The sequence below is a fragment of the Actinomadura hibisca NBRC 15177 genome (assembly GCF_001552635.1).
In the GTDB taxonomy this organism is placed as follows: Bacteria; Actinomycetota; Actinomycetes; order Streptosporangiales; family Streptosporangiaceae; genus Spirillospora; species Spirillospora hibisca.
Map to the genome: position 1 here is coordinate 66,360 of NZ_BCRO01000077.1, position 24,542 is coordinate 90,901.

Annotated in this window: 31 protein-coding genes, 1 tRNA gene and 1 pseudogene; 29 read left to right on the forward strand and 4 right to left on the reverse strand. The window is 69.6% G+C overall.

Annotated elements, in window-relative coordinates:
• Positions 1 to 186: 186 nt before the first annotated feature.
• The 3 genes and pseudogenes from AH6_RS31400 to AH6_RS45475 all read left to right on the forward strand — a co-directional run.
• Positions 187 to 402: pseudogene (locus AH6_RS31400) on the forward strand (thioredoxin family protein); the annotation flags it as partial.
• Positions 403 to 467: 65 nt separating this feature from the next.
• A complete protein-coding gene (locus AH6_RS45470) occupies positions 468 to 671 on the forward strand; it encodes a VOC family protein (RefSeq protein WP_218005975.1) in 204 nt (67 codons plus the stop codon).
• A 6-nt stretch (positions 672 to 677) separates the two neighbouring features.
• Positions 678 to 1,076 carry a VOC family protein gene (locus AH6_RS45475; protein WP_218005976.1) on the forward strand — a complete coding sequence of 133 codons (399 nt, stop codon included), beginning with the start codon at positions 678 to 680 and terminating at the stop codon, positions 1,074 to 1,076.
• Between the two features lie 503 nt (positions 1,077 to 1,579).
• Here AH6_RS45475 and AH6_RS31410 read toward each other — a convergent pair.
• Positions 1,580 to 2,098 (reverse strand): proline dehydrogenase, encoded by a 519-nt coding sequence (locus tag AH6_RS31410; protein ID WP_067487389.1) that lies wholly within the window; start codon positions 2,096 to 2,098, stop codon positions 1,580 to 1,582.
• Between the two features lie 90 nt (positions 2,099 to 2,188).
• A tRNA-Tyr gene (locus AH6_RS44265) sits at positions 2,189 to 2,258 on the reverse strand.
• 245 nt (positions 2,259 to 2,503) lie between these two features.
• On the opposite strand from AH6_RS44265, the gene AH6_RS31415 reads away from it, so the two are divergent.
• A complete protein-coding gene (locus AH6_RS31415) occupies positions 2,504 to 3,307 on the forward strand; it encodes a hypothetical protein (RefSeq protein ID WP_157431838.1) in 804 nt (267 codons plus the stop codon).
• A gap of 210 nt (positions 3,308 to 3,517) precedes the next feature.
• Positions 3,518 to 4,285, forward strand: a complete 768-nt coding sequence (locus AH6_RS45485) for a GntR family transcriptional regulator (protein WP_083983652.1) — start codon at positions 3,518 to 3,520, stop codon at positions 4,283 to 4,285.
• A 4-nt stretch (positions 4,286 to 4,289) separates the two neighbouring features.
• On the opposite strand, the gene AH6_RS31425 is transcribed toward AH6_RS45485, so the two are convergent.
• Positions 4,290 to 5,372, reverse strand: a complete 1,083-nt coding sequence (locus AH6_RS31425) for an NsdA family TPR-like regulatory protein (RefSeq protein WP_245679543.1) — start codon at positions 5,370 to 5,372, stop codon at positions 4,290 to 4,292.
• Between the two features lie 483 nt (positions 5,373 to 5,855).
• Here AH6_RS31425 and AH6_RS31430 point away from each other — a divergent pair, with 483 nt between their 5' ends.
• The 14 genes from AH6_RS31430 (at position 5,856) to AH6_RS31490 (ending at position 13,479) form a co-directional block, all read left to right on the forward strand.
• Positions 5,856 to 6,263 carry a hypothetical protein gene (locus tag AH6_RS31430; protein ID WP_067487393.1) on the forward strand — a complete coding sequence of 136 codons (408 nt, stop codon included), beginning with the start codon at positions 5,856 to 5,858 and terminating at the stop codon, positions 6,261 to 6,263.
• Between the two features lie 138 nt (positions 6,264 to 6,401).
• Positions 6,402 to 6,734, forward strand: a complete 333-nt coding sequence (locus tag AH6_RS31435) for a WhiB family transcriptional regulator (RefSeq protein WP_067487395.1) — start codon at positions 6,402 to 6,404, stop codon at positions 6,732 to 6,734.
• Positions 6,731 to 7,732 carry an NRDE family protein gene (locus AH6_RS31440; RefSeq protein ID WP_067487396.1) on the forward strand — a complete coding sequence of 334 codons (1,002 nt, stop codon included), beginning with the start codon at positions 6,731 to 6,733 and terminating at the stop codon, positions 7,730 to 7,732. The genes AH6_RS31435 and AH6_RS31440 overlap by 4 nt, the downstream gene beginning before the upstream one ends.
• Positions 7,729 to 8,580: a hypothetical protein gene (locus AH6_RS31445; RefSeq protein WP_067487397.1), complete on the forward strand. Its 852-nt coding sequence runs from the start codon at positions 7,729 to 7,731 to the stop codon at positions 8,578 to 8,580. Before AH6_RS31440 ends, AH6_RS31445 begins: the two co-directional genes overlap by 4 nt.
• A gap of 103 nt (positions 8,581 to 8,683) precedes the next feature.
• Entirely contained in the window at positions 8,684 to 9,334 is a 651-nt protein-coding gene (locus AH6_RS31450; protein WP_067487400.1) for a hypothetical protein, read from the forward strand.
• Positions 9,331 to 9,534 (forward strand): hypothetical protein, encoded by a 204-nt coding sequence (locus AH6_RS31455; RefSeq protein WP_067487403.1) that lies wholly within the window; start codon positions 9,331 to 9,333, stop codon positions 9,532 to 9,534. The genes AH6_RS31450 and AH6_RS31455 overlap by 4 nt, the downstream gene beginning before the upstream one ends.
• Before the next feature lie 121 nt (positions 9,535 to 9,655).
• On the forward strand, positions 9,656 to 9,808 hold the full coding sequence (locus AH6_RS44270) for a hypothetical protein (RefSeq protein ID WP_157431839.1): 153 nt from the start codon (positions 9,656 to 9,658) through the stop codon (positions 9,806 to 9,808).
• The gene (locus tag AH6_RS31460; RefSeq protein WP_169807946.1) at positions 9,793 to 10,140 is read left to right on the forward strand and encodes a hypothetical protein; all 348 of its coding nucleotides are present in this window, start codon (positions 9,793 to 9,795) and stop codon (positions 10,138 to 10,140) included. Before AH6_RS44270 ends, AH6_RS31460 begins: the two co-directional genes overlap by 16 nt.
• An 80-nt stretch (positions 10,141 to 10,220) precedes the next feature.
• Positions 10,221 to 10,940, forward strand: coding sequence for a hypothetical protein (locus AH6_RS31465; protein WP_067487408.1), 720 nt, complete (start codon positions 10,221 to 10,223; stop codon positions 10,938 to 10,940).
• Entirely contained in the window at positions 10,937 to 11,161 is a 225-nt protein-coding gene (locus AH6_RS44275; protein ID WP_157431840.1) for a hypothetical protein, read from the forward strand. Before AH6_RS31465 ends, AH6_RS44275 begins: the two co-directional genes overlap by 4 nt.
• Positions 11,158 to 11,694: a hypothetical protein gene (locus AH6_RS44280; protein ID WP_067487415.1), complete on the forward strand. Its 537-nt coding sequence runs from the start codon at positions 11,158 to 11,160 to the stop codon at positions 11,692 to 11,694. The genes AH6_RS44275 and AH6_RS44280 overlap by 4 nt, the downstream gene beginning before the upstream one ends.
• Positions 11,691 to 11,972 carry a hypothetical protein gene (locus tag AH6_RS31480; RefSeq protein WP_067487417.1) on the forward strand — a complete coding sequence of 94 codons (282 nt, stop codon included), beginning with the start codon at positions 11,691 to 11,693 and terminating at the stop codon, positions 11,970 to 11,972. The genes AH6_RS44280 and AH6_RS31480 overlap by 4 nt, the downstream gene beginning before the upstream one ends.
• Positions 11,973 to 12,145: 173 nt before the next feature.
• Positions 12,146 to 12,982 carry a DUF5131 family protein gene (locus AH6_RS31485; RefSeq protein ID WP_083983654.1) on the forward strand — a complete coding sequence of 279 codons (837 nt, stop codon included), beginning with the start codon at positions 12,146 to 12,148 and terminating at the stop codon, positions 12,980 to 12,982.
• Between the two features lie 5 nt (positions 12,983 to 12,987).
• A complete protein-coding gene (locus AH6_RS31490) occupies positions 12,988 to 13,479 on the forward strand; it encodes a DUF488 domain-containing protein (RefSeq protein WP_083983658.1) in 492 nt (163 codons plus the stop codon).
• A 76-nt stretch (positions 13,480 to 13,555) separates the two neighbouring features.
• Here the strand turns inward: AH6_RS31490 and AH6_RS31495 are convergent, their stop codons facing one another.
• Positions 13,556 to 14,413, reverse strand: a complete 858-nt coding sequence (locus AH6_RS31495; protein ID WP_067487420.1) for a DUF8757 domain-containing protein — start codon at positions 14,411 to 14,413, stop codon at positions 13,556 to 13,558.
• Between the two features lie 168 nt (positions 14,414 to 14,581).
• On the opposite strand from AH6_RS31495, the gene AH6_RS31500 reads away from it, so the two are divergent.
• The 10 genes from AH6_RS31500 to AH6_RS46805 all read left to right on the forward strand — a co-directional run bounded on the left by AH6_RS31500 (position 14,582) and on the right by AH6_RS46805 (position 24,541).
• A complete protein-coding gene (locus AH6_RS31500; protein ID WP_067487430.1) occupies positions 14,582 to 16,132 on the forward strand; it encodes a hypothetical protein in 1,551 nt (516 codons plus the stop codon).
• An 84-nt stretch (positions 16,133 to 16,216) separates the two neighbouring features.
• Entirely contained in the window at positions 16,217 to 16,399 is a 183-nt protein-coding gene (locus tag AH6_RS31505; protein WP_067487432.1) for a hypothetical protein, read from the forward strand.
• Entirely contained in the window at positions 16,396 to 16,710 is a 315-nt protein-coding gene (locus AH6_RS31510) for a hypothetical protein (protein WP_067487434.1), read from the forward strand. The genes AH6_RS31505 and AH6_RS31510 overlap by 4 nt, the downstream gene beginning before the upstream one ends.
• Complete coding sequence (locus AH6_RS44285) at positions 16,707 to 17,675, forward strand: hypothetical protein (protein ID WP_157431841.1); 969 nt, start codon at positions 16,707 to 16,709, stop codon at positions 17,673 to 17,675. The genes AH6_RS31510 and AH6_RS44285 overlap by 4 nt, the downstream gene beginning before the upstream one ends.
• Before the next feature lie 60 nt (positions 17,676 to 17,735).
• Positions 17,736 to 18,065, forward strand: coding sequence for a hypothetical protein (locus AH6_RS31520; protein ID WP_157431842.1), 330 nt, complete (start codon positions 17,736 to 17,738; stop codon positions 18,063 to 18,065).
• Between the two features lie 93 nt (positions 18,066 to 18,158).
• On the forward strand, positions 18,159 to 20,438 hold the full coding sequence (locus AH6_RS46800) for a hypothetical protein (RefSeq protein ID WP_067487443.1): 2,280 nt from the start codon (positions 18,159 to 18,161) through the stop codon (positions 20,436 to 20,438).
• Positions 20,439 to 20,700: 262 nt separating this feature from the next.
• Positions 20,701 to 21,033: a hypothetical protein gene (locus AH6_RS31530; protein ID WP_067487446.1), complete on the forward strand. Its 333-nt coding sequence runs from the start codon at positions 20,701 to 20,703 to the stop codon at positions 21,031 to 21,033.
• 24 nt (positions 21,034 to 21,057) lie between these two features.
• The gene (locus AH6_RS31535; RefSeq protein ID WP_067487449.1) at positions 21,058 to 21,261 is read left to right on the forward strand and encodes a hypothetical protein; all 204 of its coding nucleotides are present in this window, start codon (positions 21,058 to 21,060) and stop codon (positions 21,259 to 21,261) included.
• Positions 21,262 to 21,300: 39 nt separating this feature from the next.
• Positions 21,301 to 21,711, forward strand: a complete 411-nt coding sequence (locus AH6_RS31540) for a hypothetical protein (RefSeq protein WP_067487452.1) — start codon at positions 21,301 to 21,303, stop codon at positions 21,709 to 21,711.
• Between the two features lie 679 nt (positions 21,712 to 22,390).
• A complete protein-coding gene (locus tag AH6_RS46805) occupies positions 22,391 to 24,541 on the forward strand; it encodes a DUF927 domain-containing protein (protein ID WP_169807947.1) in 2,151 nt (716 codons plus the stop codon).
• Position 24,542 lies beyond the last annotated feature (1 nt).

Here is a 24,542-nt window from a genome sequence, read left to right on the forward strand (position 1 = left end):
GATCGGCGTGGGAGTCAGGCGAGTTCTTTCGCACTGCATGATTCTGCGCTACACCCATTGAGCGTCAGACTCGGAGGCGCCGCCGGGCATAGGCCCAGGTGACGGTGCCGAGCAGCGGCCCCCACAACACCAGCGGTGCGTAGGTGAGGTAGAAGACGACGGCTTCCCCGCCGCCAGCCCGTCCTTGAGGAGATCGCGACCGACTTCGCGGCCGAGCTGACGGTGGCGTCGATCAACGGCGACGAGCACCCGGAGATCACGCAGCGCTACAACGTGCTGGGCTTCCCGACCCTGCTGCTGTTCCGCGACGGGAACCTGATCCACCAGTCAGTGGGAGCGAAGCCGAAGCGGCGCCTGCTGGCGGAGTTCCTGCCGCACCTGGAATCGGCGGCGGCCATCTAGGACAGAAACCGACCTACTCGGTCCCTATCGTCGCCGTAGGCAGTCACAACGGCGAAGGGACCGAGATGACCAGCGTCGCACCGCAGGGTTACACCACTGTGGCCCCCTGGGTCGTCACCGACGACACGGGGGGCTTCCTGAACTACGTAGCCCAGGCGTTCGGGGGCGAGGAACTGGCACGGGTGGCAACTGAGGACGGCGCGATCGGCCACGGCGAGATCAGGGTGGGCGACACCGTGGTGCTGGCCTTCGACCGGCACGAGGACTAGCCGGTGATGCCGAGCCTGCTGCGGGTGTTCGTGGCGGACGCGGACAAGGCGTTCTCCGAGGCCGTGGAAGCGGGCGGCCACGTCGTCACTCCCCTGTCGGACAACGCCTTCGGACAGCGCGGGGGCCGGGTGAAGGACCCGTTCGGCAACATCTGGTGGGTGACGAGCCACGTGGAGGACGTCCCCGAGGCCGAAATGTGGAAGCGCCTACAGGAACCCGTGTACGCCGAGGGAATGCGCACGGCCCAGGAAACCCTGGACGCCGAACTAAGCGGCCGCAACCAAGGCCGCAGCAGCGCCCCCGTAAAAAACGACCAACTGAACCGACAACGGCCCCTGACCGCGCACGCCGGTCGGGGGCCGCTCCCTTGGTCTGCGGACGAGACAGCTAATCGATCCCGTTGATCCGCCGAAGCCACCAAGGAAGATCAGGAGAGGCGAACGGATCGTTGAGCGACCACGCTCGGTAAGCGTCGTCGAGAGGATCTATCAGAGCCCGAAGTCGACGCCTGGCGCGCGGGCGGAGGCTTCGCAGCGTTAGTTCCAGCAGGGTGCGAGAGTCGTCAGGACAAGACCGCCAGTCGTGGTCCGGCCCAACTCTCATGCCGCTCACCTGTTTGTAGGGCTCACCTCGAAGAGCGAGCTCTTGGTAACGCCCGTACGCTTCGGCGACCTGACCTAGGCCGAGACCGTTTCGGAGTTCAAAGCTCTGCAACTGCCGATGGACTGGTCCTGGGAGCCCTGGAATGGCAGTGCGGTACCTGTAAGACCAGCCAGTCCGATACCTGCGGGACCGGCGAGGAAGCCGGGCTCGTACTTCTGCCGGTGAGTTACGCGGCACACGATCATTTCCAAAGGTCGAGTTGGCAGGATCCTAACAACCTGAATTCGACGAGCGGCATGCTCCGTCAGTCGGCGTTGCCGAGGACGTTGCGGGCTTGGACGCGGAACTCGCTGACTGCCTGGTAGAGCCGTCGTTCTTGTGCTGAGGCGGTGGCGGAGTGTTCTGCTTTCTCGCTGGCGTCCGCTGCGTGGGCGGCTTTCACCATGTGCTGCATGATCTCGGATAGGCCGCTGGACTCCTTGGCGATTCGGTCGACTGCTCCGGCTATGGAAGGAGGGCCTTCGAGGGTGACGACTTCTGCGGCGCGGTGGACGTCGCGGGCCCGGGTGATGAAGTGCCGCACCTTCTCGTCCAAGTCGGGGAGGCCGGGTGGATCCGCTTGCAGGGCGGCGAGGATCGCGTCCATGGCGATGTCGCGATCGTGGAGAGCGCTGAGGTAGGCCGCGTACGTGTCGCGCCGATGCTGACGACGCCACTGGAGGTGTTGTGTTCGTGCTTGCGTCCTGCCGTTCACGACGGCTGCGCCCAGGGTGGTGAGGGAGCCGACGGCGGCGCCGAAGAGGGCGGCGAGTCCTGCGTCCATGACCACATTGTGGTGTTATACAGGCGGTCGGACACAATGCGAACGGCCCCTGACCATGGTTGTGCTGGTCAGGGGCCGTTTCCACGGGTGTGGCGGGTGCAGGGTTCGAACCTGCGTAGGCTAAGCCGACGGATTTACAGTCCGCTCCCCTTCTTGGTGTTACACGGTCGATGACCTGCGTAAAGTCTTCGAACCAGGCTCCAAGGAAGCATCTCGGGTCCCACCCGGGTCACATGAACCTGCATCAGGAGGCCGAGTCGCCTGCACTGCCTCGACTGAGGAGCCTCTCAGACCTGGCGAAGGACAGCGCCTCTCTCGCGATCTTGATGGCTGCACGTGCGGACATCTTCACCCAGAGCAATAAATCTGCTGCGCAGATCCTGCGTTGTTTTCTAACCTTGCCCCATGGATGTCCGTAGCGAAGTGCTGAAACTTCTAGCTGCTCATGGCGGTCACGGGAAGTTCGGCCAGTCGTACCTACCGTCGGCGATCCGGAGCCAGACTGGCTGCAGCATGACCCAGGCCTGGGAGGCCCTTTGGGGAATGACAGCGGACGGCCTGATCTACTTGGATCCTGACGGGCAGGGCTCAGGCACGGACAACTGGCGTTGGCGGCTGTCCGAACGCGGTCGCGCCGCTGCAACTGGCGGCTCATGGGAGCCCTACGATCCTGAGGGGTACCTGACTAGACTGCGCCGCCAGGTCCCTGACCTGGATCCCGTCGCGCTGCGTTACGTGAAGGAAGCTCTCGGAGCGTTCAATGCAAGATGCTTCCTGGCCAGCTCGGTGATGCTGGGGGTGGCCTCTGAGCAGGTCTTCATCGGTTTGGCTAACAGTACGGTGGCCGCTTTCGACGCCGTCCCCGAACTCGGCGGAGCCGCCGACAAACTCAAGCAGGCCCTGAACAACCCCAAACAGTCTCAGCACACTCGCTTCTTGGAACTGCGCAAGCGTCTAGAGCCGCTACGCCCGAAGCTGCCTGACGACCTCGGCGACAACCTCACCATGGACGCCGTCTCCGACCTGCTGCGCGTCACTCGCAACGAAGCCGGGCACCCTACAGGCCGCGACGTTGATGAGAACACCGCCTACACGCACCTGCAAATGGCAGCACGTTATCTGGAGAAAATGACTGCACTTAGGCATCACTTTGAGTCATTGATTGCCAGTGCCGCCAACTCTTCACCGGGCGCTACCGCAGGAGCGTGAGCTCCAGCCATGCTTGCTGCCCTGTGTGGCGAGTTAGGCTCTAACAGAGAACCAGCGCGGCCTGGCTTGTCGTGATGCATGGGTGGCACGCCCGCCCGAACACCTGAAGCCCCTCCGCCTCATGCAGAGAGATCTTCGGCAGGCTTCGGACACGAAGAGCTCCTGCCTAGACTTGGCCAGACGGTTCACAACGGGAGGGCTATCTACTTCATGGGCGATGTGGCGGCGGGAGTCGAGGCCACAATCCGCAGTTGGATTGCCTCGGGAGAATACGGCCCTGGAGACCGCCTTCCTCCGGAACGCGAGCTCGCCCAACGCCTCGGGGCCGGCCGCACGACCGTGCGCCAGGTGCTCGCCAAGCTGGTCGCCGAAGACGTCCTCCACGTGCGGCACGGAAGCGGTTACTACGTCGCTCTCAACAAGTGGATCGACGAGACCGGCCGGAAGCTTGAGCCCTGGAAAATCCACGGGGAGAGGACCGTCTACGACAACCCGTGGGTGAAGCTCGGCCTGGTGGATGTGGAGCCTCCTGGGATGGAGCGGTTCGAGCATCACGTCGTTCGTCTTCACCGCGTGGCCATTGCGGCGGTCCTGGATGACCAGGATCGTGTGCTGATGCTCTGGCGCTACCGCTTTGTGCCGAACGCATGGGGCTGGGAACTACCCGGCGGGATCGTCGACGAAGGCGAAGACCCCAAGCAGGCAGCGCTCCGCGAAGTCGAGGAGGAAACGGGCTGGCGCCCCCACTCCTTGGAGCATGCCGTGACCTTCGAGCCCATGGTCGGCATGGTCGACTCCCCCCACGAGATCTTCATTGGCCGAGGCGCAACGCGTATTGGCGCCCCCTCCGAGGTAGAGGAAGCCGGTGAAGTCGCGTGGATACCGCTGAGCGACGTCCACCGCTTGATGCGTAAGAACGAACTCATGGGCTCGGGCACTCTGGTTGGCCTGATGTACGTCCTGGCCTTCGGCAAGTAGCCGATCAACCAACGGTCCTGCCAAGTTCGGCGATGCGTCGCCGATACCGCACTGAGCCGGTGCGGTTCGCCAACAGCTTGGCTTCGCGTACCTGGTGAGCGGCCTCCGCGTACTCGCCACGGGTCAGGTGGGCTTGGGCGAGGTCGCAGTGCAGGCCGGCCCGCGCGCGGACGAAGGTGGGGTCCATCGAGTCCAGAACCGTGTACTGAGCAGCGATCGCCTCTACATCCCCAAGCAGAGCAAGCGTGTGGCCCTTCCAGCGCACGAAGTGATCCATGTTGAGGAACACGCTGGCGAGGTCAGGGTCCCGAGGATCGTCGGTATCCGGCATCACTTGATCAGCGGTTTCCAGCACTCGGTAGGCGTTTGCGACATCGCTCTTGTCGCTGGCCAGGGCGCAAAGCTCTGCTTCCGCACACAACAGCCATGCCTTGAGCCGGTCGCTCATGCGGGAGCCGCCCACTCTCTGGGCTTCGCGAACCAGGTCGACCGCGAGCTGGGGTCGGCCCGCGTCGGCGAGCACGAACGCCTGCTCTCCCATGGCATGTGCGAGGTAGAGGGGGTCTTCGGCTTCCTTCGCGGCCTGCTTGCCCTTCTCGTAATGCCTCCAGGCCCGTTCGACCGCTCCGACGTCGAGGGCCTGCCATGCCGCGAGGGTCGCCGCTCCGGCCAGTTCCCGGGCGACTGGACGTCGGGCGTCTGGGAGCACCGCGAACGTCAGCGCCTCTTCAAGAGCAGCGAGATGCGCGTTCATCTGGTCCACGATGCTGAAGGCCCCGACCATCCGGTCTTGCGTGCGAAGTAGCTCGGTCTGGCTCACGAAGGTGGCCACCATGGACCGGCTCACCGCGTGAGCAGTGTCGATGTGGCGGATCAGATCCTCGTAACCGTCGGCCGTCGGCGGGCTTCCGGCCTCTTGGAGCAGCTCGTCGTTGGTCCAGCCGAGGAGCGCCCGAAGGATCGCGGTGTACGGCTCCGCTACTCGGCGGTGGCCGTTCTCCCACTCCGAGACATACGTCTTCAAGCTGGCGGTGCTGGCGATCGTGAGCTGCGGATGGCTCCTTGCGTACCGCTCGATCTCGCTCACGAGGCGGTTCTGTGACCAGCCGCGAGCGTTCCTTGCCGCCTTCAACCCGAGTGCCATGAGAAGCCGTCCAGGGGCGCGAGTCTCTGCACTTCGAGGATGCCCCAGGACCCGGCAAGGGCAACAGGGGTTAACCGCATCGAGTTAACCCCTGCCAACTGTTGTCCACCGACGTCCCTGACGTTCCCTGTCTGTACGGCCACATCGGGGTTGCCGAGAGAAGAAGTTCGTCCGCCTCATTGACTTTGGAGCAAACCAATCAGAAGATTGGTTCGAACCAGTCGGGATGTCAGTGGACGCTCATGGACTCCCGGATGGCCACAAAACAGAACGCGACCCGGGTGCGGGAGGACGAAACACGAGGTCCCCGCCTCCGAACCGCGACTGGTTGCGACCAGCTCTTGCGTTGCCCTGTCGCCGCCGACTCGCAGTCGGCGTTGAGAGGAGAGCGCAGGACTGTCACCGGTTCCGAACTAGGAGGTGCCGATGAAGGACAACGGACGCCCGCCGATCTACGCCAGCGATCTTCCCATCACTCACCTGGACCTTCGCCCGAAGCCCGAACCAAAGAACAAGGCCCGCGCGGAAGGCCCGGAGACCTTGATCGTGTGTCCCGACTGCGGTTGGTGGGTGGCTCTCAAGCGCCACATGGTCCACCCGCACCGCGACCGGCGTCGCCGCACTCGCGACGGCCGCGTTCCCCGCTGCTCGGGCAGCGGCCAGCGCGTCATCGTCAACGTCTCCTACGAGATCTGGCGCGAGCAACTGGCCCAGGCTGTCGCTGACGCCGGGACCCGCCGTCCCGCCCGGCAGTTCGTCAAGCCGCGGCCGCCGGTGGCCCCGGCGGTCCATCAGATCGCCCGTGCCCGCGAAAAGGCCCTGACCGTCTCCTGACCAGCTACTCAGCTTCTCTCCCGGCCCCGTCAGCCGGTTCTCCCTGCCAAGCGCTCCGCCCGACTTCCCCACGGGCGGAGCGCTTGGCGCTTGTCCGCCTTCTTCCTCGCCCGAGATCGCAAGGAGTTGACCTGCCTGATGAAGATCACCAAGCCGACCCCGCCACCGAAGCTGCGTTGGAGCCGGGAACCTGCGGGCTGGGACTCGCGGCCGTGCCTGGGCACTCCGATCGAGCTCTGGTTCGGCCCCGACAACGGCCACAACGAGCACTGGAAGAACGCCCAGGTCCGTGAGCAGGAGGCCAAGAAGCTCTGCCAGGGCTGCCCGTTCGCCGAGTTCTGCCTGGAGACCGAACTGGCGCTGGGCGCCGCCGACCAGCACGGAGTGCGTGGTGGCCTGACCGCCAGCGAACGCCGCACGCTGATCGACCGCCGCGCCCGGCGATCCACCGGAACGGGAGCGGCGGCATGAGCCGGGACTACCGGCCCGCCTTGGACGGTGTGCCCCGTTACACCAGCTGGGCCAAGGTTCCTGCCTACCTGTACACCCGCACCCAGCTCGGCCACCTATCCCCGCCGCGCAAACCCGCGTCGGGCGCGATGCCGGTGGGGCAGGTGCTCTACCACGGCAACTGCTACGCCCCGCTGTACACGCTGGCGGCGACCGTGCCCAAGCGCGCCGTCAGCCCGGCTCAGCGCGCGGCGCTGGAGCGGGCTCGACAGTTGCAGTTCGAGTGTCGGTTGTGCGGTGAGGCGGAGGACGAACCGCTGGGCAAGGGCCGCATCTGCTACCGATGCAGGACGGTCCGCCAGATCTTCCGCCGCGACCACCAGGCCGCGATCAGCGACGCTGCTCTCCATCTCCGACGGTTGCGAGACCGCACGGCGGTGCTGGTGGCGGTCGACGACGTCGACGCGCCGCGCCGCATCGCGATGGTCGGCCGCGGCCTGGCCCTCATGACGGCGATGCCCCCTCCGGAGCACGCCACCCCGGAGGCTGCGTCCGAGGTGGTGCTATTGAAGTTGCGGCAGGTGTCTGCCCGTTTGGAGGCGTGGGGCAACCCGGCCCCCTTGTTGTTGTGCTGGCGATCGGCCTGGGATGTACGCCAGGGGCTGCTTCGGCTTCTGGCGTCTGAGCCGTCGTTCCCCTCCTACGGCGATGATCCCCAGCAGCAGGTCAACGACCTTGCCGACGGCTTGTCGTGGCTGACCACCTACAACAGCGTCAGTCTGCAGGACCTGTACGGGGTCTGGTACGGGCAGCCGATGTTCGATGACAGCGACTTGGCCAGGTTCCACCCGCGCCGCGACCTGCCGCTGCCCGGCGCCATCGGCGATCCCATCCAAGACGTCGCCGCCCTGGGCGACGTGCTACTCACGGTGGCGGGCAACGACCGGCCCACCAGCCCGTCCGCGCCCTGGAACACCCAGCCACAAGCGCTCGCCGGCCTGGACGAAGAAGACCGATGAGCGCGGTGAACATCGAGGTGGCCGGTCAGCACGCCGTCGAGCACGGCACGCTGACCGGCTACAAGATCCGGCTGTGCAAGTGCGACGCCTGCACGGCGGCCAACACCCGCTACGTCAACCGCCGCACCCGGCTGATCGCCTACGGCCAATGGCAGCCCTACGTTCCGGCCGATCCCGTCCGCACCCACGTCCACGAACTGATGGAGGCCGGGCTGGGGTGGAAGCGCATCGCCGCCCTGTCAGGGGTGTCCACCGGCGGGGTGTCCCGGTTGCTGTACGGCGACGGACTCCGCGGCCGACCCCCGTCGCGCAAGCTGCGTCCCGGCACCGCGGCCGCGTTGCTGGCGGTGCGGGCGGACATGGACACCTTGGCCGACGGCGCGCTGGTGGATGCCACCGGTACCCGCCGCCGCATCCAGGCCCTGGCCGCGCTCGGCTGGTCGCTGAGCCGCCAGGCCCGGCGGCTGGACCGCGTCGTCGCCAACTACGCCCGCATCCTGACCTACCAGCAGGTCACCGCCGCCACCGCTCGCCAGGTCCGCGCGCTGTACGCCGAATGGTCGATGGTCGTGCCGACTCCTTGCGGCCGCGACGGGGTACGCCGCTCGCGCAACGACGCCGCGCGTAAGGGCTGGCTGCCGCCGCTGGCGTGGGATGAGGACCTGATCGACCTGCCCGAACCTGAACTGGCCGTCGAACTGCGACGTCGGGTGGCGGAGATGGACGACGCCCAAGCGGCCGCCTGCTTCAACGCCCACTACAAGCTCGGTGACCCCTCGCCGCTGGTGATCGCCGGAGCCCGCGAGTACACCCGCCGCTGCAAGGCCACCAAGCCGAAGGCCGGATGACCCTCGACCACCGGCCTGTACCTCACCACCACACCTGCCCGGCCTCTGCCCTTGAGCTCTGGGTTGCCCCGACCACGTCCTCTGACGATTCGGAGATCTTGTGATGCCCACCGCCCTGACCTTCACCTCGCTCAACGACCTGTTCACCGGCAAGGACCTGACCACGACCAACCGAGTGTTCCGTCTCAACGAGGCCGACGACCGCGACCTCGCCAGCGACCGCGTCAGCCGCTACGGCGCCTACCTGCGCAACCGCCGGCACCTGTTCGCCGACTTCGACGACGACAACGTGCTCACCACCGACCCGGTCGACTTCGCCCGCACGGCCTGGGAGACCGCCACCAGCCCGATCATGTCCCCGCCCTACCTGCAGTGGACCTGCGAGCGGATCCGCGACGTGCTGCCCCGGGTCAGCGACCACGACGGGTCGCTGATCTTCGGTGTCGAGCTGGCGATGCCGCGTCCGTCCCAGTTGCGCGCCGTGTACGGCTTCGGCGAGTGGGACCGCCACGGCGGCTACTTCTTCCCCGAGGACCGGGCCCTGGCGCACGGTCCGGTGATGCTCACCAGCACCACCTTGCTGTTCCAGGTGCCCACCGTGGTGCTGCCCGCGCCCGCCGCCGAGTCCGGGTCGCCGGACACGCCGGAGACGGTGGCCGCCAAGAAGGCGGTGGCGCGACTGGCCGAATGGCTGGACGCGGCGTTGGCCCCGGCGCTGGCCGCCCTGAGCGTTTCCGCCGGAGATGCGCGGTGAGTCGGCTGGTGAAGATCCGCCTGTCGGGCGCGCCCGACGACGTGGACGCCGTGGTCGACCGGCTCACCGCTCACCTGGACGTCGCCGACGTCTCGGCGCCCTACCCCAACCGCCGCGACGACGGCGTGCGCCGCTACCTGACCGTCGTCATGCCCGAGGCTCCCGCCGCCGCACCGCGGCCCGGCGGACACGACCGCTGACCTCGCTCCTGAAAGGAAGGAGGCGGCCGCTCCCCTGTACGAGTTCGGCTCCGGGCCGGTGTTCCCGCACCGGCCCGGGGCCCTTGACCGATCTCTTCCAGCCATTCCTGGAGGACCGACCATGACCATCCTGACCCATCTCACCCGGCGCCGGCACCCGCGGCGGCCCTGCTTCGCCTGCCACGACAGCGGACGGATGTGGAACCCGCCGGTCGGCGCGATCGCCTGCCCGCTATGCCCGGCCCGCAAGTCGCACCGGTGGTGGTCGCTGTGATCATCCCGCTGCGTGACGCCAACGGCGTCCCGGACCTGACCCGCATGAACCAGTGGACGGCCACCTGCGACCGATGCGATGCCCGCACCCTGCTGGCCGACATCGACCCCTGGCTGGTGGGGATGCATCAGGAGCAGGCGGTCTACTGCCCGCGCTGCGTGCGCGCGCTGGCCGCCCACCTGATCGGCGAGGTGTTCCGGCCCACCGGCCTCCCCGGCCTGGCCTACGACACCCGCCACCACCTCCACACCGCCCGCCACGCTCTCCTGAACGGCCTGCCGGACCGCCTGTCCCGGCTGTGGCCGCGCCGCTTCGGCGGCCGCTCCGCCTGACCCTCTTCACCGCGCCTGTCCGCCGGGGCCGATCACGGCCCCGGCCCTTCGCCATGCCTTCTACCGATCCGAGGTACCTGATGTCCCTGTCCACCACCGTCACCTCCGCGATGCCCATCCCGTCCGACGGGCTGGAGCAGGCCGCCGTGGCCTACCGGACGGCCCGCGACGCCAACGACCGGCACCGCGGCCACCAGGCCGTCGGGGACGCCGCACAGCTCACCGCGACGCTGGCGCGGCTCAACATCACCCCGATCCTGACCGGCGACCCGGGCGACCCCAGCTGGGACGACCCGTTCCACATCGAGGCCGACGGCACCGTCACCACCCTGATCGCCCAGCCCACCTACAACTACGGCACCGGCGGCCACGCCGTCCTGCAGGGCCGGTACGTGTGGGCGTGCGCCCGACAGGGCTGGCTGTGGCTGCGCGCCAGCGACGACCACGGCGAGGGGCTGGGCGAGGCCGGACCGCTGGAGACCCTGGCCGACGTCGGCCGCGCCCTGGTCGACGGCCCCATCACCATCCCCGGCCCCGATCTCGGCGAGCTCACCGAGACCGCCCTGCAGGCCGCCGACCGCGACCTGGACCCGGCGGCCTCGGTCGACACCCGGGAGATCTGCGCCTCGCTGACCGGCCTGACCCACGCGGTGCTCGCCGTCACCGAGCACATCACCGAGCAGCTGGCCGACGGCTCCGACGCGCTCTCGCAGGGTCTGGCCGACCTGGCCGACCGCATCGGCACGAACACCTCGGAGCCGGTCGCGGCCGCGGCACGGTCGCGGTGGTGGCGGCGATGACCATCCCCTGCACCCGCCTGCCCGACACGCCGCTGCCCGACCGTGCCGTCTCCTACGTGCCGACCGGGCGGCGGCTGTCGCCCTGGCCCGCCCACACCTGCCCGAGCTGCGCCGGGCCGCTGGACGGCGGCCCGGTCCGCTTCCGCTGCCCGAGCTGCAACCGCGGCCTTCCCGCCGCCGACCTCACCTACGAGACCGCCGCCTCACGGGAGGCACGATGACCGCCCTGGACCGCACCCACCCGACCCCGGAACCGAGCCTTCCGTCGGCTCCGGACGTGACGCCCATCGACCACAACGACCTGCTGGAGCTGCACGAGGGCCTCCAGGAGCACCGCCGCACCCGCCTGCTACTCAACGCCCTGTTCGTCCTCTTCCTGCTGCCGAGCGCCTTCGCCGTCGTGCTGAACCCGCCGCTGTCCCACCGCATTCTGCTGACCGCGGCCCTCTGGTTGCTGGCGACCCTGGGCCTGGCCCACCTGCTGGACATGGCCCGCACCTGGTGCAGCGCTCGCTACTCCCTCACCCGCACCGCCACCTGGCACTACCGCTTGGAGCGCCGCTGGTACGCCCCCGGCACGACCGTGCTGACCGGTCCCGACGCCCAGCGGCCGGTCTACGTCCTGGGATGGCTGAACGACCCCGCCTGCGTCCAGCCCTGGGTCCTGATCCACTGCGACGACGACCCCGCCCGCGTGGTGCCGCTGTCGCAGTTGGCCCCGCTGCCCTGCCGACCCCGGGACGGTGCCCGATGAGCCCGCGCGACCCGGTCCGCCGGGTGTTCGTCCGCCTCGGCTTCGCCGGATACCGGCTCGCGGCCGTGGACGTGTACATGCTCTCCGGCATCGCCGCCGGGGCCGTCTGGCTGGCGCTGACTCACCTCACCGCCACCCGCACCAGCGTGGCGCTCATGCTGTCCGGCCTGGCCGCCCTACTGGTCTTCGCCCAGTGCCACACCCGCTACCTGCGCCAGCAGGCCGCGCAGGACAACGGCAACAGCACCAGCACGCCCGACCAGCGCACCCAGCCCTGATCCTCCGTCTCCCCTCCCCTAGGTGACCGGCCCGCACCGCCAGCCTTGGCCGCCCTTCCCGTCGTCTGGGTGCCTCTGACCCGTTGTTCCCCAGCAGGGCAGGGGCACCCAGACGCGGCTGAGCCAGCATCCGCCCTAACATCCGCCCCCACCAAAGGAAGGAAACCCTCCCGATGGCCACATCTACCGCGATCGAGTGGACCGAGCTGACCTGGAACCCCACCACCGGCTGCGACAAGGTCTCGCCCGGCTGCACCAACTGCTACGCCCTGACTCTGGCTCGCCGCCTGAAGGCGATGGGGTCGGCCAAGTACCAGGCCGACGGCGACCCGCGCACCTCCGGGCCCGGCTTCGCCCTCACCGTCCACCCCGACACGCTGGCCCAGCCCTACCGGTGGCGCGCTCCACGCATGGTGTTCGTCAACTCCATGTCCGACCTGCTGCACGCCCGCGTCCCGCTGGACTTCATCCAGCAGGTCTTCGCCGTGATCGCCGACACTCCGCAGCACACCTACCAGATCCTCACCAAACGCTCGCTGCGGCTGCGGCGGCTGGCCGACCGCCTGGACTGGCCGCCCAACCTGTGGATGGGGGTGTCGGTCGAGAACGCTGCCGTCCTGCGCCGCGTCGACGACCTGCGCGCCGTCCCCGCGGCGGTCCGGTTCCTGTCGTGTGAGCCGCTGCTGGGCCCGCTGCCCGGCCTGGACCTGGACGGCATCGGCTGGGTCATCGCCGGTGGCGAATCGGGCCCCGGCCACCGCCCCATGCGCCCCGACTGGGTGCGCCAGATCCGCGATCGTTGCCAGGCGGCCGGAGTGCCGTTCTTCTTCAAGCAGTGGGGTGGCCCCACCTCGAAAGCTGCCGGCTGCGAGCTGGACGGCCGGACCTGGAGCGACCGCCCCGCAACCCCGCATGAGAGTGAATCCAGCCGTGCTGTCGGGGTCGGGGTAACGAACGCGCCGCGACTGGCGGGGACCGGTTCCCCGCCCGGCGGCCCGGTGAAAGGGTGAACGCCATGCCCCGACCCGACCCGCCTCCCAACGAGCACCCCGATCAGCGCACCATCCAAGGTCTCGGCCAGCGATGTGGGGTGATCGGCCTGGGCTATCAGGGCCATGACGTGGACTCCTTCCTGGCCCGTTTGGCCTTCGAGGCGGTCGGCACGGTGGTGGACGTGCGGTTGACGCCGATCTCCCGCAAGCGCGGTTTCTCCAAGCGCGCCCTGGCCGCCGCGCTCGCCGATGCCGGGATCGACTACCTGCACATGCCCGAGCTGGGCAACCCCAAGGACAACCGGCCCGGCTTCGCCGCCGACCCCGCCACACTGGCCCAGGCCAAAGCCCGTTACGCCGCGCACATCGACACCGAACCCGCCCGTCGGCGGCTGGCCTCGATCGCCGAGCTGGCGGCCGACCGGCGTGTGGCGCTGCTGTGTTTCGAGGCCGACCGGGAACGCTGCCACCGCGACGTCGTCCACTCCGCACTCGACGACCGCCTACGCCTCTGACCCCTACTTCCTTGTGGTCCTGTATCCCCTGGCCTGCGTGGTCAGGGGATACAGGGCTTGGGCGGCAGGGGCTCGGTCAGAGGGGCGGGTAGAACACGCCGCCGATGATGAACGAGCCCATGTGCTTCTGCTGGTTGCCCACGTAGAACACCGTGTCCCGCTCCGGCGCGCACATGATCTCCAGGAACTTGGCTCGCACCTGCCCCATCGCTTCGACGTCGTCCAACCCGGCCAAACGGCGCTGCAGACGCACGAACTCCCAGTCGTACAGGCCCTGCCGGTGGCCGTTGCAGTCGGGTGACTGGCACAGGTACCGGTACCAGCCCTTGAACCGTGGGGCCTGCAACGGCGTGCGGGGCCCGTCCTCATCCAGGGCGAGCTGCTGCACATAGGCGTCGATCTTCTGCTGTTCGGCCGCGCTCCACCCCGGATGCGGCTGCAGCTCCAAACCCTGCACCTTGCGGGGGCGGACCGCCGCCATCGACGCCACGCTGCCCGGCCGCCCGTCGCGGACCTCTTGCTGGATCTGGCACATCGACTTGTTCACCAGGTCCACCACCAGCGGCCGCCGCTTGGCCCACCCCGTCAGGCGGCTTTCGCTGACCGCGCTGCCTACCTCGGGCCGGAAACTCTCCGGTCGCGGGTCGGTAGGGCTGGGCCGGGCCCGCAACCGCACCACGTCGTACTTGCGGAATTGTTTGTCGTCCTCCAACGCCCGGAAGTTGATCGGGTACAGCCGCACCCACGCCGGCCGCGCGGTGTCCAGCCGGATTCCGGCCACGCACACCGTCTCGCCGTAGGCCTGCGAGGGGTTCGGCGCGGCCTTCACTGTGATCAGCACCCGCATCTCCACCGGACCCCGCCCGACGGGCTTGGCCAGCGGCTCATCGGGATCGGGTCCAAACAACGACTGCTGATCCGCTGCAACCCCCATGGCCGCGCTCCCTCACTCCACACCGACCCCCCGACAAACCATGACGTACCACCCACGCGCCCCGGCGACGCCCCCGCGACCGCCACTGGCCACCAACCCGACCCCGACCAGCGGTGACCAGGCCTGCGCTGGTCACCACGCACATACCTGAATCAGAGGTGATCTGTGATGCTGCCCGACCTTCCCCGTGCCCCCGACCTGACCGTGATGGTCGGCGGCGGCTTGGCCGCACTGCTTACCCTGGCCCTGCTGGCCTGGGCATCGCGCACCCTTGCCCGCACTCGCCGCGTTCCCCGCCCCGACCGGTCCGAGACCAGCTCCCGCGCCGTGCCCCGCGCCCGGTTGGAGGACGTCACCACCGTGCTGGCGGCATGTTTGGCCACTGGTGTGGCCGCCACTGGCATGTGGAAGTTCTTCGGCGACGTCTTGGACCTGAAGACTCCGCTGAAGGTGCTGCTGTTCGCCTTCGTCGAGGTCGCCATGGTCACTTCCGCGCTGCGCGCCCGCCGCAACGTCCGCGAATCGGCCACCCACTCAGCCGGGATCGACGGGGTTGCGGTGTGGGTGTTCACGCTGCTGTCGGCAGTGCTGGCGGCCAGCGACGCCGACGGCGTCCGCCAAGCCTTGATCCGGTTGGCCGCCCCGCTGGTGGCCGCCTGGCTGTGGGAACGCGGCCTAGCTGCCGACCGCCGCCACGCCACCGGCCACACCACCCGCATCCACTGGCGACTCACCCCCGAACGCCTCCTGGTCCGCCTCGGGCTCGCCGAACCGACCGGCCGCACCGCCTCCGACGTCGACGTCCACCGCCGCATCGCCCGCTTGGCCAAAGCGGCCAAGAAGGTCCGCGTCCTGCGAGCCTCCCAGGCCAAACCGCGTGTCCTGGCGCGGGCGCTGGCCCGGCTGGACAAGGCCATGGACGCCGCCGTCGAGCACGCCCACCTGGCCACCGCCCCCGTCCGTCAGCAGGAGCTGCTGGCCCAGATCGCGCTGCTGTACCACGCCGTCGACCTGGCCGACCTGGCCGTGGACACTCCCTGGCACAGCGCCCCGGCTCGCCCGGTGGCCACCGCCGGGTCGGTTCTGCCGCCGCTGGCGGAGCGGACCCGGTCGGAGGAGGAGCTGGTGGCGCTGGGGTTCGAGTCCGCCAAGGTCCAGACCTACCTGGCCGACAAGTTCGGCCTGGAGCTGGCCACCGGAGACATCACCGGCTCCCTGGCCCATACCTCCGGCGCGACGCCGACCGCCGCCCTCCGCTCACGCCTGGGTCTGCCCCCGGCCACCGCGTCAGACCCGAACCCGGTCGCGGGCCCGATGCCAGCCCCAACCCGGGACCTGTCGCCGGACCCGGTTTCGGACCCGCCTTCCGGTCAGGTCTCTCCCTCGGGTCCGGACCGGTCCGCCGACACCGTCCAGCCCGCCGACAACACACCCACCTCCGACGCCGGTAAGGAGGTCTCGGACCCACCCGCACTGCCCAAGCCCGGACCTGCCCCCAAGACCGGGTCCAAGACCGGCGGCAAAGCCCGGTCTAAGGCGGCCAAGGTGTCGCCTGTGGAGCGCATTGACCAGGCGCGCGAGCTGGATGCTCGGTACCGCGCCGAGCACGGGCGGCACATCCCCGCCGAGAAGCTGAGCCGCGCGATGCGCATCGGTAAGCCCGCCGCCCTGGGCCTGGTCAGGCAGATCCGCGACGACCACGCCAACACCGCCGCCTGACCGACCCACCCTTGATCCACCCCGACCCATCCCTTCCCCCAGAGCCGCCACGGCTCTGGGGGTCTCTTCTTCCTGGAGGTTCTTATGGCCCTGTTCGCTGTGCTCACCGGCGGCCTGATCATCTTGATCTGGTCCCGGCAGATCGGCGCGTTCCTCGCGTTCGTCCTGCTGTCCTGGGGTCTGCTGGCGGCCTCCACGCCGATCGGCGCCCCGCTGGTGAAGATCCTGCAGGACTTCTCCACCCAGCTGGACGGGTGGATGTCATGACCCGCCCCGGCCCGGACTCCGGCGCTCCTGGCGCCGACGCCGCTGTCCAACGGCCCGCGGTGCGGGAGGTCGCGGTCCAGATGGGCCGCAATCGCCCCTCGCTGGGGTCGCTGGCGGTCCAGCTGGCCGTGCCCGGCACCGCGCACGCGGTGCTGGGCTGGCCGGTCTGGGCGGTTGCCGCCCCGCTGTGGGGCCTGTGCCTGCTGCTGGTGCTGTTCGTCTCCGTCGCCGAGCTGCGCCAGCCCCCTCACAATGCCTCGGCCGACGACCTCGGCCGTCCCCTCGTCACGCAACCGGAGGAGGAGTCGTGATCGAACTGCTGTTCCTGGGTGGCGCGGCGTTCGCCGGCGCGGCGCATACGGCCCGCCAGCACCGCGCCGCCCGTCCCACCGGCCCGGCCCGGCGTACTCGTGGTGGCCGCGCTGGAGGCTGGGCCCAGCCGCACTCCTCCCTTCTGGTCAAGGCGTGGAAGTCGGCTGGTGCTCCGCACACCGACGAGGAGCATCTGCCCGACGCCATCGCCGATCTGGGCGGCCGCGCGCTGGGGAAGCTGGCGCGCGGCACCGGCCGCACGGCAGGCCGCAAAGGCCGCCAGGCCGGGCGCTGGGCTCACAACACCGCCGAACGCCGGTGGAACAACCGTCCGCCCGACAGCAGAACCACCTTCTTCGCCCGCCGCTCCCAAAGCACCGGCGGCCGACCCGGCAACCCGCCGCCCGCGAACGCGCCAACGCCCAACGGCGCGGCCCCGCGCAGGCAGGGCACGCCACCGCCGCTGTTCGGTAGTCCTGGTCCTAGAGCTGGCGCGCCCGTCCCGGGCAGTGCTCCCTCCGTTCCGCCGACGAATCCCGGTGCGGCCAGCCCGCGGACCCAACCGGCCGCGCGACCCGCTGGCGGTCCGGCGCCCGCCAAGCCATCTCCGCCAAAGCCGCCTCCGCCGCCTGGGCAGCGGCGTCGGGCGCACGCCCGGATCTGGGCAGCCGGGCCGCCGATCAACCTGGACCCGCCCACCAGCGACGCCGAGTTCATCGAGACCAGCACCGACCTGCAGCAGTTCCTGCTGGGCGTGGCGGCCGCGGTCGAGGACTACACCGCCGAGGTGATGATCCGCCGCATGCCCGCCGCCGTCACGCTCCCGCTGGAGCAGGTCGGTGAGGAGATGGTCGAGGCGTCGGCCGCTGTGCAGCGCGGCGCGATGGTGTTCGAGGTCGTCTTCGAAGAGGCCATCGACCTGGCGGCCGCCGGGATCAAGTTCACCGGCAGCGACCCGGACTGATCCTCCTCCAGGTCGCAGCGCCCACTGTTCCGCCGTTCCCACCGTCTAAGGGAGGTCCTGGTGCCCTCACCCCTGCCCCGACGACAGCGCAGCCACTACCAGGTGGTGTTCGAGCCGCCCGAGAGCGACGCCGAGTTCATCTCCACCTGCCTGGGCATCGCTCACCTGCTGGCGGCCCTGGCCGACCTGGCCGAGGACTATCGCGACGACCTGATCGCGCGGCAGATGCCCGCCCCGGTCGTCGCCCAGTGGACCGTCGCCGCCGAGGCACTACGCGACGGCGCAGCCAACGCTCGCCGCGCGGCCGCCACCTTCGCCGACATCTTCGAGGAGTCCCGCGAGATCGCCGCCCGCGGCATCCGCATCCTGGGGGGCCGCCGCACCGCCTGATCCGTGTCCCCGCCATCGTCACGCCGCTGCGCCGCCGACTTCCCCCGGCGGCGCAGCGGCGTTTCCTCATCCTGCGCAAAGGAGTGATCCGCTATGGCGCGTTCGTCCCGCCGCACTTTCGGCCGCCCGGCCAAAGGCCGCCGCGCCGCCAGCCGTACCGGTGGCCGAAGCTCTTGGTCCGACCACACCGACCTGATGATGCCGCTGCCCGCCGACTACTACGCCGAGCCCCGCCGCGTCCCGGTCAGCCGCCTGCTACGCGCCGCCGGCCGCACCTACCTCGGCTGGGTGCGGCAGTCGCCTGATACCCGCGGCCTGGGCACCGGGCTGGCCGCCCTCTACCCGGTCGGGCAGCTGGCGCACCAGTACGCCGCCTCCGACGCGCTGCTGCTGGGCGCGTTCGCGCCCCCGGCCGCGCTGGCGGCCTGGGTGGCCACCTACAAGCGCCACGAGTCGGTCCGCTACTCGGCGACGCTGGCGGCCACCGCCGCCGGTATCCCGGCCTGGCTGGCCACCGCCGCCCACACCGGCATCACCAACCTGCCCACCCTGCTGGCCTACACCGCCACCGCCACCGTGACCTGGTCGGCCTACACCTGGTCCGACGTCCTGCAGCACCGCCGCGCCATGGAGGCCATGCAAGCCAAGTGGGAAACCCTCTCTGCCGCCACCGACCTGGCCGGATCACGGCTCCTGAAGACCGAACCCACCCACGTCGGGGTGAGGTTCAAGGTCGACGTCGGCGCGGACGGTCCGGCCGTCAGCCGCCTGATCTCCGGCGGCCTGGCCGAAGAGGTCGCCCGCCTGTACGGCATCGGCGTCGACCAGGTCCGGCTGACCGGGCAGCACTCCAACGCCCGCATCCTGTGGATCACCCTGCAACTACGCGACCCCTGGACCGAGAAGGTCCCCCACCCTGCCCTGGCCACCAGCGACGCCATCGCCGACGCAGCGGCCACCACGGCCCCGGCCAGCGCGGGCAAGGGATGCCGGTCCATCACCGACGGCCCGTTCGTGCTGGGCACCGTGCCCGAGACCGGCGAGGACCTGGCGGTGTGGGTCTACGACGACGGCGGTGCCCGGCACGTGGACATCTTCGCCGGGACCGGCGGTGGCAAGTCGGTGCTGCTGTCCAACTTCGTCGAGCAGGTCAGCGAGTGCTTCGACGCCCTGCCCCTGGCCATCGACCTGGGGAAGGGAACCATCCCCCACCTGTGGCACGAGGTTCTGGACGCCGACGCCGGAATCGGCGAGCGGCACAAGGCCCTGCAGATCCTGCAGTGGGTGGACACCGTGATCGAGGAACGCTCGCTGGCCTCTGGAGGACGCAACCACGTCCCCACGCCCCAGGCGCCGATCCTCTTTCTGTTCGTGGACGAGATGGACACCCTCACCGGCATGACGTCCGAGATCGCCCACGAGGCCAAGCCCTACCTGGACAACATCCACCGGCGCGGCCGCTCGGCCGGAGTGGTGCTGGTGCGGGCCGGGCAGCGCAACGTCGTCCAGCACACCGGCACCAAGGAGGGCCAGGCCAACGCCACCACCACCATCGTGCTGCGGCTCAGGAGCAGCAAGGAGATGGGCCGCACCATCGAGGAATGGCAGACCCTGGGCCTGCCCGACATGTCCACCTACGCCCCCGGCGTCAAGGGGGTCGCGCTGGTCATCGGCGACGGCGGCACCTGGGACGTGGGCCGGGTCCGCGACCTGAGCGACTTCGACGCCGTGCGCGCCCTGTCGGCCGCCCGCGGCCGCTCCAACGCCCAGATCGAGCCGGACATCGCCGCCAAGTTGCCCGGCTACGCCCAACGGCACCTGGTGACAACCGCGGCGCGTCCCTCGTCCCCGTCCGGCGGTGCCGAGCCGCCGTTCACCGACCCGCCCGCCGGCGATCCTCCAGCCGCGCACTCCCTGTCGCCCGACATGCCGCGCCCATCTGCCCCAGCCGCCGACGCCACGCCTCAGCCGCCGCGCGAAGGCGACGGCAGCTTCGGCATCGACCCCGCCGACGATCAGGCCGTCACCCGGGCCGCCGACGGGCTCACCGCCGAGATCGAAAAGCACCTGCAGAACATGCCCGAACCGCCGTCCGCCCCCACGCCGCTGGACGACCTGGTCGCCAACAAGAAGGCGCTGGACGACACCACCGTGCCCGCCTTCGTCTCGAAGGCCGTGCTGGCGTTCCTGGCCGCGCGCGACGGCCAGGGAGCACGCCGCAGCGAGTTGGTCGAGCACCTGGGCAAGCCCACCCCCACGGTGTCCCGGTGGCTGAGCAAGCTCTGCGAGAAGAGGGTCATCATGCGCGTCGGTCAGGGCAAGGCCGCCCGCTACCACCTGCCCGACACCTCACCCGAAGATCACACACCGTAATCGGCGGGCGGGGGCGAACCGTACCGCCAACCGTATCGCCGAACTGTCTCACCAACCGTCTCGCGCACGCGTAGCCCACCACAAACCCCACCGAACGAGACCGTTGAGACAGTTCCGGCGAGACAGTTGCCGCCCCCGCCCCGCCATCACCCCCTGTCACCTTTCCTGCGGACGCGGACGCGCTTCCCTCGCTGGCCCCGCATCCCGCCGCGCATGAGCCACCCGCGCCGACCACCGCGCTCACCTCCCACATGGAGACTCCATGCCTTCCCCCTCCCTGCCCGCGCCCGTTCTCGCTCACCTGACCGCACCCGTCCCCACGACAACGCCCACCCCCGCGCCCCACGAATCCACCAGCGGCGGCGGCCTGGTCTTCCTGCTGCTGTTGCTCCTGCTGTTGTGGGGGATCGGGTACGCCATCTCGGTCCTGCGCTACCCGCTGCGGACCTGTCGCCGCTGCGACGGCACCGGCCTGCAGCACTCGGCCTGGTTCAGCCACGCCATGCGCGTCTGTCCCCGCTGCCGCGGCACCCGCCGCGAACTCCGCCCCGGCGCCCGCCGCCCCACCGGACGTGGCCACAACCCGCGTGCCTGATCGTTGCCAGGGAACACCTCGGGGATGGACTACCTGGAAGAGGCCGCCCGTCTGCTGCGCCTGGTGCGCGAGCACAACGAGAAGGCCAACAAGGACAACCCCGAGGCCCTGAACGCCCAACGCGCGGTACTCGCCGCCGCGTTCGCCGAACTGGCCGCCATCGACCGCGGCCTGCTGCCCACCGACGGACTTGGCGATCTCCTCCAACGCACCAACCCCGACACCTGACCACGCCGCTCACCGCGGCCCCCAGGAAGGCCTACGCCCATGCCCCCTCTTCCCAACACCTGTTCCTTCCCCCTGCGGTCGGTGCTGGCCGTCACCCACGGCTTCCCCGTCGAAGGCAACGAGTTCGGCGCGATCGTGGAGCATCTGACCGGCCGCCCGACCAGCCCGCTAGCCGCGCTGGGTGTTCGGGAGGAATGCCTGGCGTGGATCTACCGCCAGCACCCCCAGCTCAGCGTCATCACCGCCCCGCCCGCCTTCGACAGCAAGACCGGCGACTTCACCGCCGTGGATGCCTGGGCCGACCTGGTGGAACAACTCATCGGCACCACCCTGCCCATCGCGCCCCTGCCGCCGGGGGACTGGCAGAACAAGACCACGCTGGACGTGGTCCTGGACCATGCCCCCGCCGACAAGGTGTATGTGATCGACCCCGACGCCAACACGGACTGACCACTACTCCGATGCCCGGACGGCCCCGCGCCGTCCGGGCTTTTCTTCACTCCCGCAAACCCCACCAGCACCTCTCACAGACCCCGCCACACGCTCTCTCACCCGATCCCGCCAAAACGCCGTGACCTGTGGCTCTACCTCAGTGTGACCAGTCACAGCACTAAAAACGCGCCCGCGCGGAACCCGGCACGAGCGCCTGAGAGCTGACTGTGATCTGCGTCCCACCCAGGGATGACCTTGAGTGACAGTGCCTCTCACGAGAACCAACGAAACCAACCGGGAACCAACGGGACACCACGAACATCCCGACCCCGGCCACGCTGCGTCAACGCCCACGGTCAGCGGTGGACACCCACGGATTGCCCAGCGATGAACAGCGATGCATGATCTTCCTCGTCATCGCCGCCCGCCCGGCCCCAACAGGCGCCCGCCCCTCATCCCCGCCCACGCACCAGCCCTTTACGGGCTTGATTTGTGCTGCTCAGCAGCCGTCTACCGATCCCCTGAGGTCGTGCAGAACCTGCAGCGCCCCACTTCGTGGTCCATCCGGCCAGGCCCTCCCACAGAGACTGGCCCCCGCTTACCCATCGGCTACCCCGCACATGCGACGGGGCCCTCCCAACCCGGCACAGGTAGAGGGCCCCGTCATGAACCACACGTTCTAACAGGAGGGTCGCACGTGGCAGAGCAAGAGCACAACGCCTCCCACACACCCGACGCCGACCAACACCGGCCCGGCACCGAAGCGACCGACAACGCCGATCAACCTTCTGATCAGCCTGCTGACAAGCGGCAGCCCTCCAAGCCCGAGCGCGCCTTGGCCCTGCTGCGCCAGCACCTAGAGCTGCGTCGCAGCGAGCACGGCGGCTGGCCTTATGCCCGCAGCCCCGGTACCAGCGCCAGCACCGGTTCCGGTGATGGCCGGTTGTTTCGGTTTACCGCCGCCGGACGGCGTGAGCTGTGCGCCGAGGTCCGTCACCGATGGCGCGACACCTACCCCGACCAAGACCCGCCCGACGACCGCACGCTGCGGTCGGTGGTGGCCGACCTGGAGCGCATCGCCCAGGACGCGCCCCTGGACGATGCGGCCGCCACCGAGTGGTTGGTCCGGCACGGCGTCACCCTCGCCAGCTCGGCCGCCGAGGACCGGGGCCTGGCCAGCGTCCGGGAGCTGCCGGGCTGCCCACTGCCCGATGGCTACCGGATCCCTGAGCCCTACACGATCTCGCCGGACGGGATCTGGATCGAGGCCCGGAACCGCGACCCCGAGCGCGTCACCTGGGCCCCGCTGGCGCTCACCCAGGTGTTCACCGATCCTGAAGGAGAACAGATGGTCAAGCTGGTGTGGCTCAACCGCGGCCGTTGGCAGTCACGGATCATCGAACGCGGCAAGGCCAAGAGCGGCCGCATGCTGGTCAAGGAGCTGGGCAACTTCGGGCTGCCGGTGACCGAGGCCGACGCCAAGGCCGCCGAGCGCTGGCTGGCCGCCGCCGAGACCACCAACACCAACGTTATCGACGAAGTCACCATCGCCCGCTCTCTGGGCTGGCAGGCCGACGGCCAGTTCGTCACCGCCTCGGGCGCCCCGTATGAGATCCACGGCGTCGACCACCAACTCCAGCGCGCCCTGGAGGCCCACCACCCGCGCGGCACCCTGTCGGCGTGGAAGGACGCCGTCAAGCTCCTGGAGCGCTACCCGCTGGCCACCATGGCCCTGTACGCCGGGCTGGCGGCACCGTTGCTGGAGGTGCTGGGGTTGGGGTCGTTCACGATGAACTATGGCGGCCGCTCCACCTCGGGCAAGACCACCGCGGCTCAGGCCGGGCTGTCGTGCTGGGCCAACCCTGATGAGACCGCAGGGGCCATCACCAGTTGGGCCGCGACGAAGACCGCCTACCAGGCCCGTCTGAACCTGGCGGGGAACGGGGTGCCGGTGCTGTTCGACGACACCCAGACCGCCGAGCGCCCCGAGCACGTCTCCCACGCGCTTTACCAGATCACCCAGAACCAGGGGAAAGCCCGCATGGGCGAGTGGAAGTCCTACCGCTGGCGCACCGTCGTGATCTCCACCGGGGAGCGCTCGGCGCTGTCGTTCGCCACCCACCAGGGCATCTCCGCCCGCGTCCTGGACCTGCAGGGCGCACCGTTCGGCAACGCTCCCGACTCGGGATCGGACGCGCAGAAGTTCCGGGACGGGGTCACCGCCAACTACGGGCACGCCGGGCCCGCCTTCGTCGGCCACCTGCGCGCCTACGTCGGCGAGCACGGCCCGGCCTGGCTGCAGGCGCGGCACGCCGACTACACCGCCGCCCACCGCCAGGACGCCAGCGACCTGGCCCGCCGCCGGGCACCCCTGGTGGCAGCCCTCCGCTTGGCCGCCGAGCTGGCCCACACCTGGAACCTGGTGCCCTTTCCCCCGCCCGAGCACCACGTGTGGACCTCGCTGTTCGTGGCCAACGATCCCCGCGACAACCGCGCCGCCCTGGCCCTGGAAGTGGTCGCCGAGTACATCGCCACCAACACCGACCGGCTCTACCGGCCCGACGGGCACGCCGCCGCCGGCGGCTGGATCGGCGTGCGCACCGAGGCCGACGGCGACTCCAACGCCGTGGCGCTGATGCCCGAGAAGGTCAACGACGCCCTGGAGCGCGCCGGGTACGAACTGGACGCGGTGCTACCGACGTGGCGGGAGATGGGCGCGCTGCACGAGTACCCGCCCGCCTCCAAGCAGACCCCGCCCTACAAGCTCAAACGACGTATCGCCGGGGCACAGGTCAAGTGCCTGGTGTTCACCGGCAAGGCCCTAGGAGCCGACGAAAGCGAGACCTGAC

Bases quoted from the DNA above. Each gene is read 5' to 3' on its own strand.
- AH6_RS31495 (WP_067487420.1), bottom strand. From the start codon at position 14,413: ATGGGGGTTGCAGCGGATCAGCAGTCGTTGTTTGGACCCGATCCCGAT.
- AH6_RS31500 (WP_067487430.1), top strand. From the start codon at position 14,582: ATGCTGCCCGACCTTCCCCGTGCCCCCGACCTGACCGTGATGGTCGGC.
- AH6_RS31490 (WP_083983658.1), top strand. From the start codon at position 12,988: ATGCCCCGACCCGACCCGCCTCCCAACGAGCACCCCGATCAGCGCACC.
- AH6_RS31410 (WP_067487389.1), bottom strand. From the start codon at position 2,098: ATGGACGCAGGACTCGCCGCCCTCTTCGGCGCCGCCGTCGGCTCCCTC.
- AH6_RS45470 (WP_218005975.1), top strand. From the start codon at position 468: ATGACCAGCGTCGCACCGCAGGGTTACACCACTGTGGCCCCCTGGGTC.
- AH6_RS31435 (WP_067487395.1), top strand. From the start codon at position 6,402: ATGAAGATCACCAAGCCGACCCCGCCACCGAAGCTGCGTTGGAGCCGG.
- AH6_RS31465 (WP_067487408.1), top strand. From the start codon at position 10,221: ATGTCCCTGTCCACCACCGTCACCTCCGCGATGCCCATCCCGTCCGAC.
- AH6_RS45475 (WP_218005976.1), top strand. From the start codon at position 678: ATGCCGAGCCTGCTGCGGGTGTTCGTGGCGGACGCGGACAAGGCGTTC.
- AH6_RS31415 (WP_157431838.1), top strand. From the start codon at position 2,504: ATGGATGTCCGTAGCGAAGTGCTGAAACTTCTAGCTGCTCATGGCGGT.
- AH6_RS31505 (WP_067487432.1), top strand. From the start codon at position 16,217: ATGGCCCTGTTCGCTGTGCTCACCGGCGGCCTGATCATCTTGATCTGG.
- AH6_RS31485 (WP_083983654.1), top strand. From the start codon at position 12,146: ATGGCCACATCTACCGCGATCGAGTGGACCGAGCTGACCTGGAACCCC.
- AH6_RS31450 (WP_067487400.1), top strand. From the start codon at position 8,684: ATGCCCACCGCCCTGACCTTCACCTCGCTCAACGACCTGTTCACCGGC.
- AH6_RS31430 (WP_067487393.1), top strand. From the start codon at position 5,856: ATGAAGGACAACGGACGCCCGCCGATCTACGCCAGCGATCTTCCCATC.
- AH6_RS31540 (WP_067487452.1), top strand. From the start codon at position 21,301: ATGCCCCCTCTTCCCAACACCTGTTCCTTCCCCCTGCGGTCGGTGCTG.
- AH6_RS44275 (WP_157431840.1), top strand. From the start codon at position 10,937: ATGACCATCCCCTGCACCCGCCTGCCCGACACGCCGCTGCCCGACCGT.
- AH6_RS46800 (WP_067487443.1), top strand. From the start codon at position 18,159: ATGGCGCGTTCGTCCCGCCGCACTTTCGGCCGCCCGGCCAAAGGCCGC.
- AH6_RS31530 (WP_067487446.1), top strand. From the start codon at position 20,701: ATGCCTTCCCCCTCCCTGCCCGCGCCCGTTCTCGCTCACCTGACCGCA.
- AH6_RS31535 (WP_067487449.1), top strand. From the start codon at position 21,058: ATGGACTACCTGGAAGAGGCCGCCCGTCTGCTGCGCCTGGTGCGCGAG.
- AH6_RS31510 (WP_067487434.1), top strand. From the start codon at position 16,396: ATGACCCGCCCCGGCCCGGACTCCGGCGCTCCTGGCGCCGACGCCGCT.
- AH6_RS31440 (WP_067487396.1), top strand. From the start codon at position 6,731: ATGAGCCGGGACTACCGGCCCGCCTTGGACGGTGTGCCCCGTTACACC.
- AH6_RS45485 (WP_083983652.1), top strand. From the start codon at position 3,518: ATGGGCGATGTGGCGGCGGGAGTCGAGGCCACAATCCGCAGTTGGATT.
- AH6_RS31445 (WP_067487397.1), top strand. From the start codon at position 7,729: ATGAGCGCGGTGAACATCGAGGTGGCCGGTCAGCACGCCGTCGAGCAC.
- AH6_RS44270 (WP_157431839.1), top strand. From the start codon at position 9,656: ATGACCATCCTGACCCATCTCACCCGGCGCCGGCACCCGCGGCGGCCC.
- AH6_RS31480 (WP_067487417.1), top strand. From the start codon at position 11,691: ATGAGCCCGCGCGACCCGGTCCGCCGGGTGTTCGTCCGCCTCGGCTTC.
- AH6_RS44280 (WP_067487415.1), top strand. From the start codon at position 11,158: ATGACCGCCCTGGACCGCACCCACCCGACCCCGGAACCGAGCCTTCCG.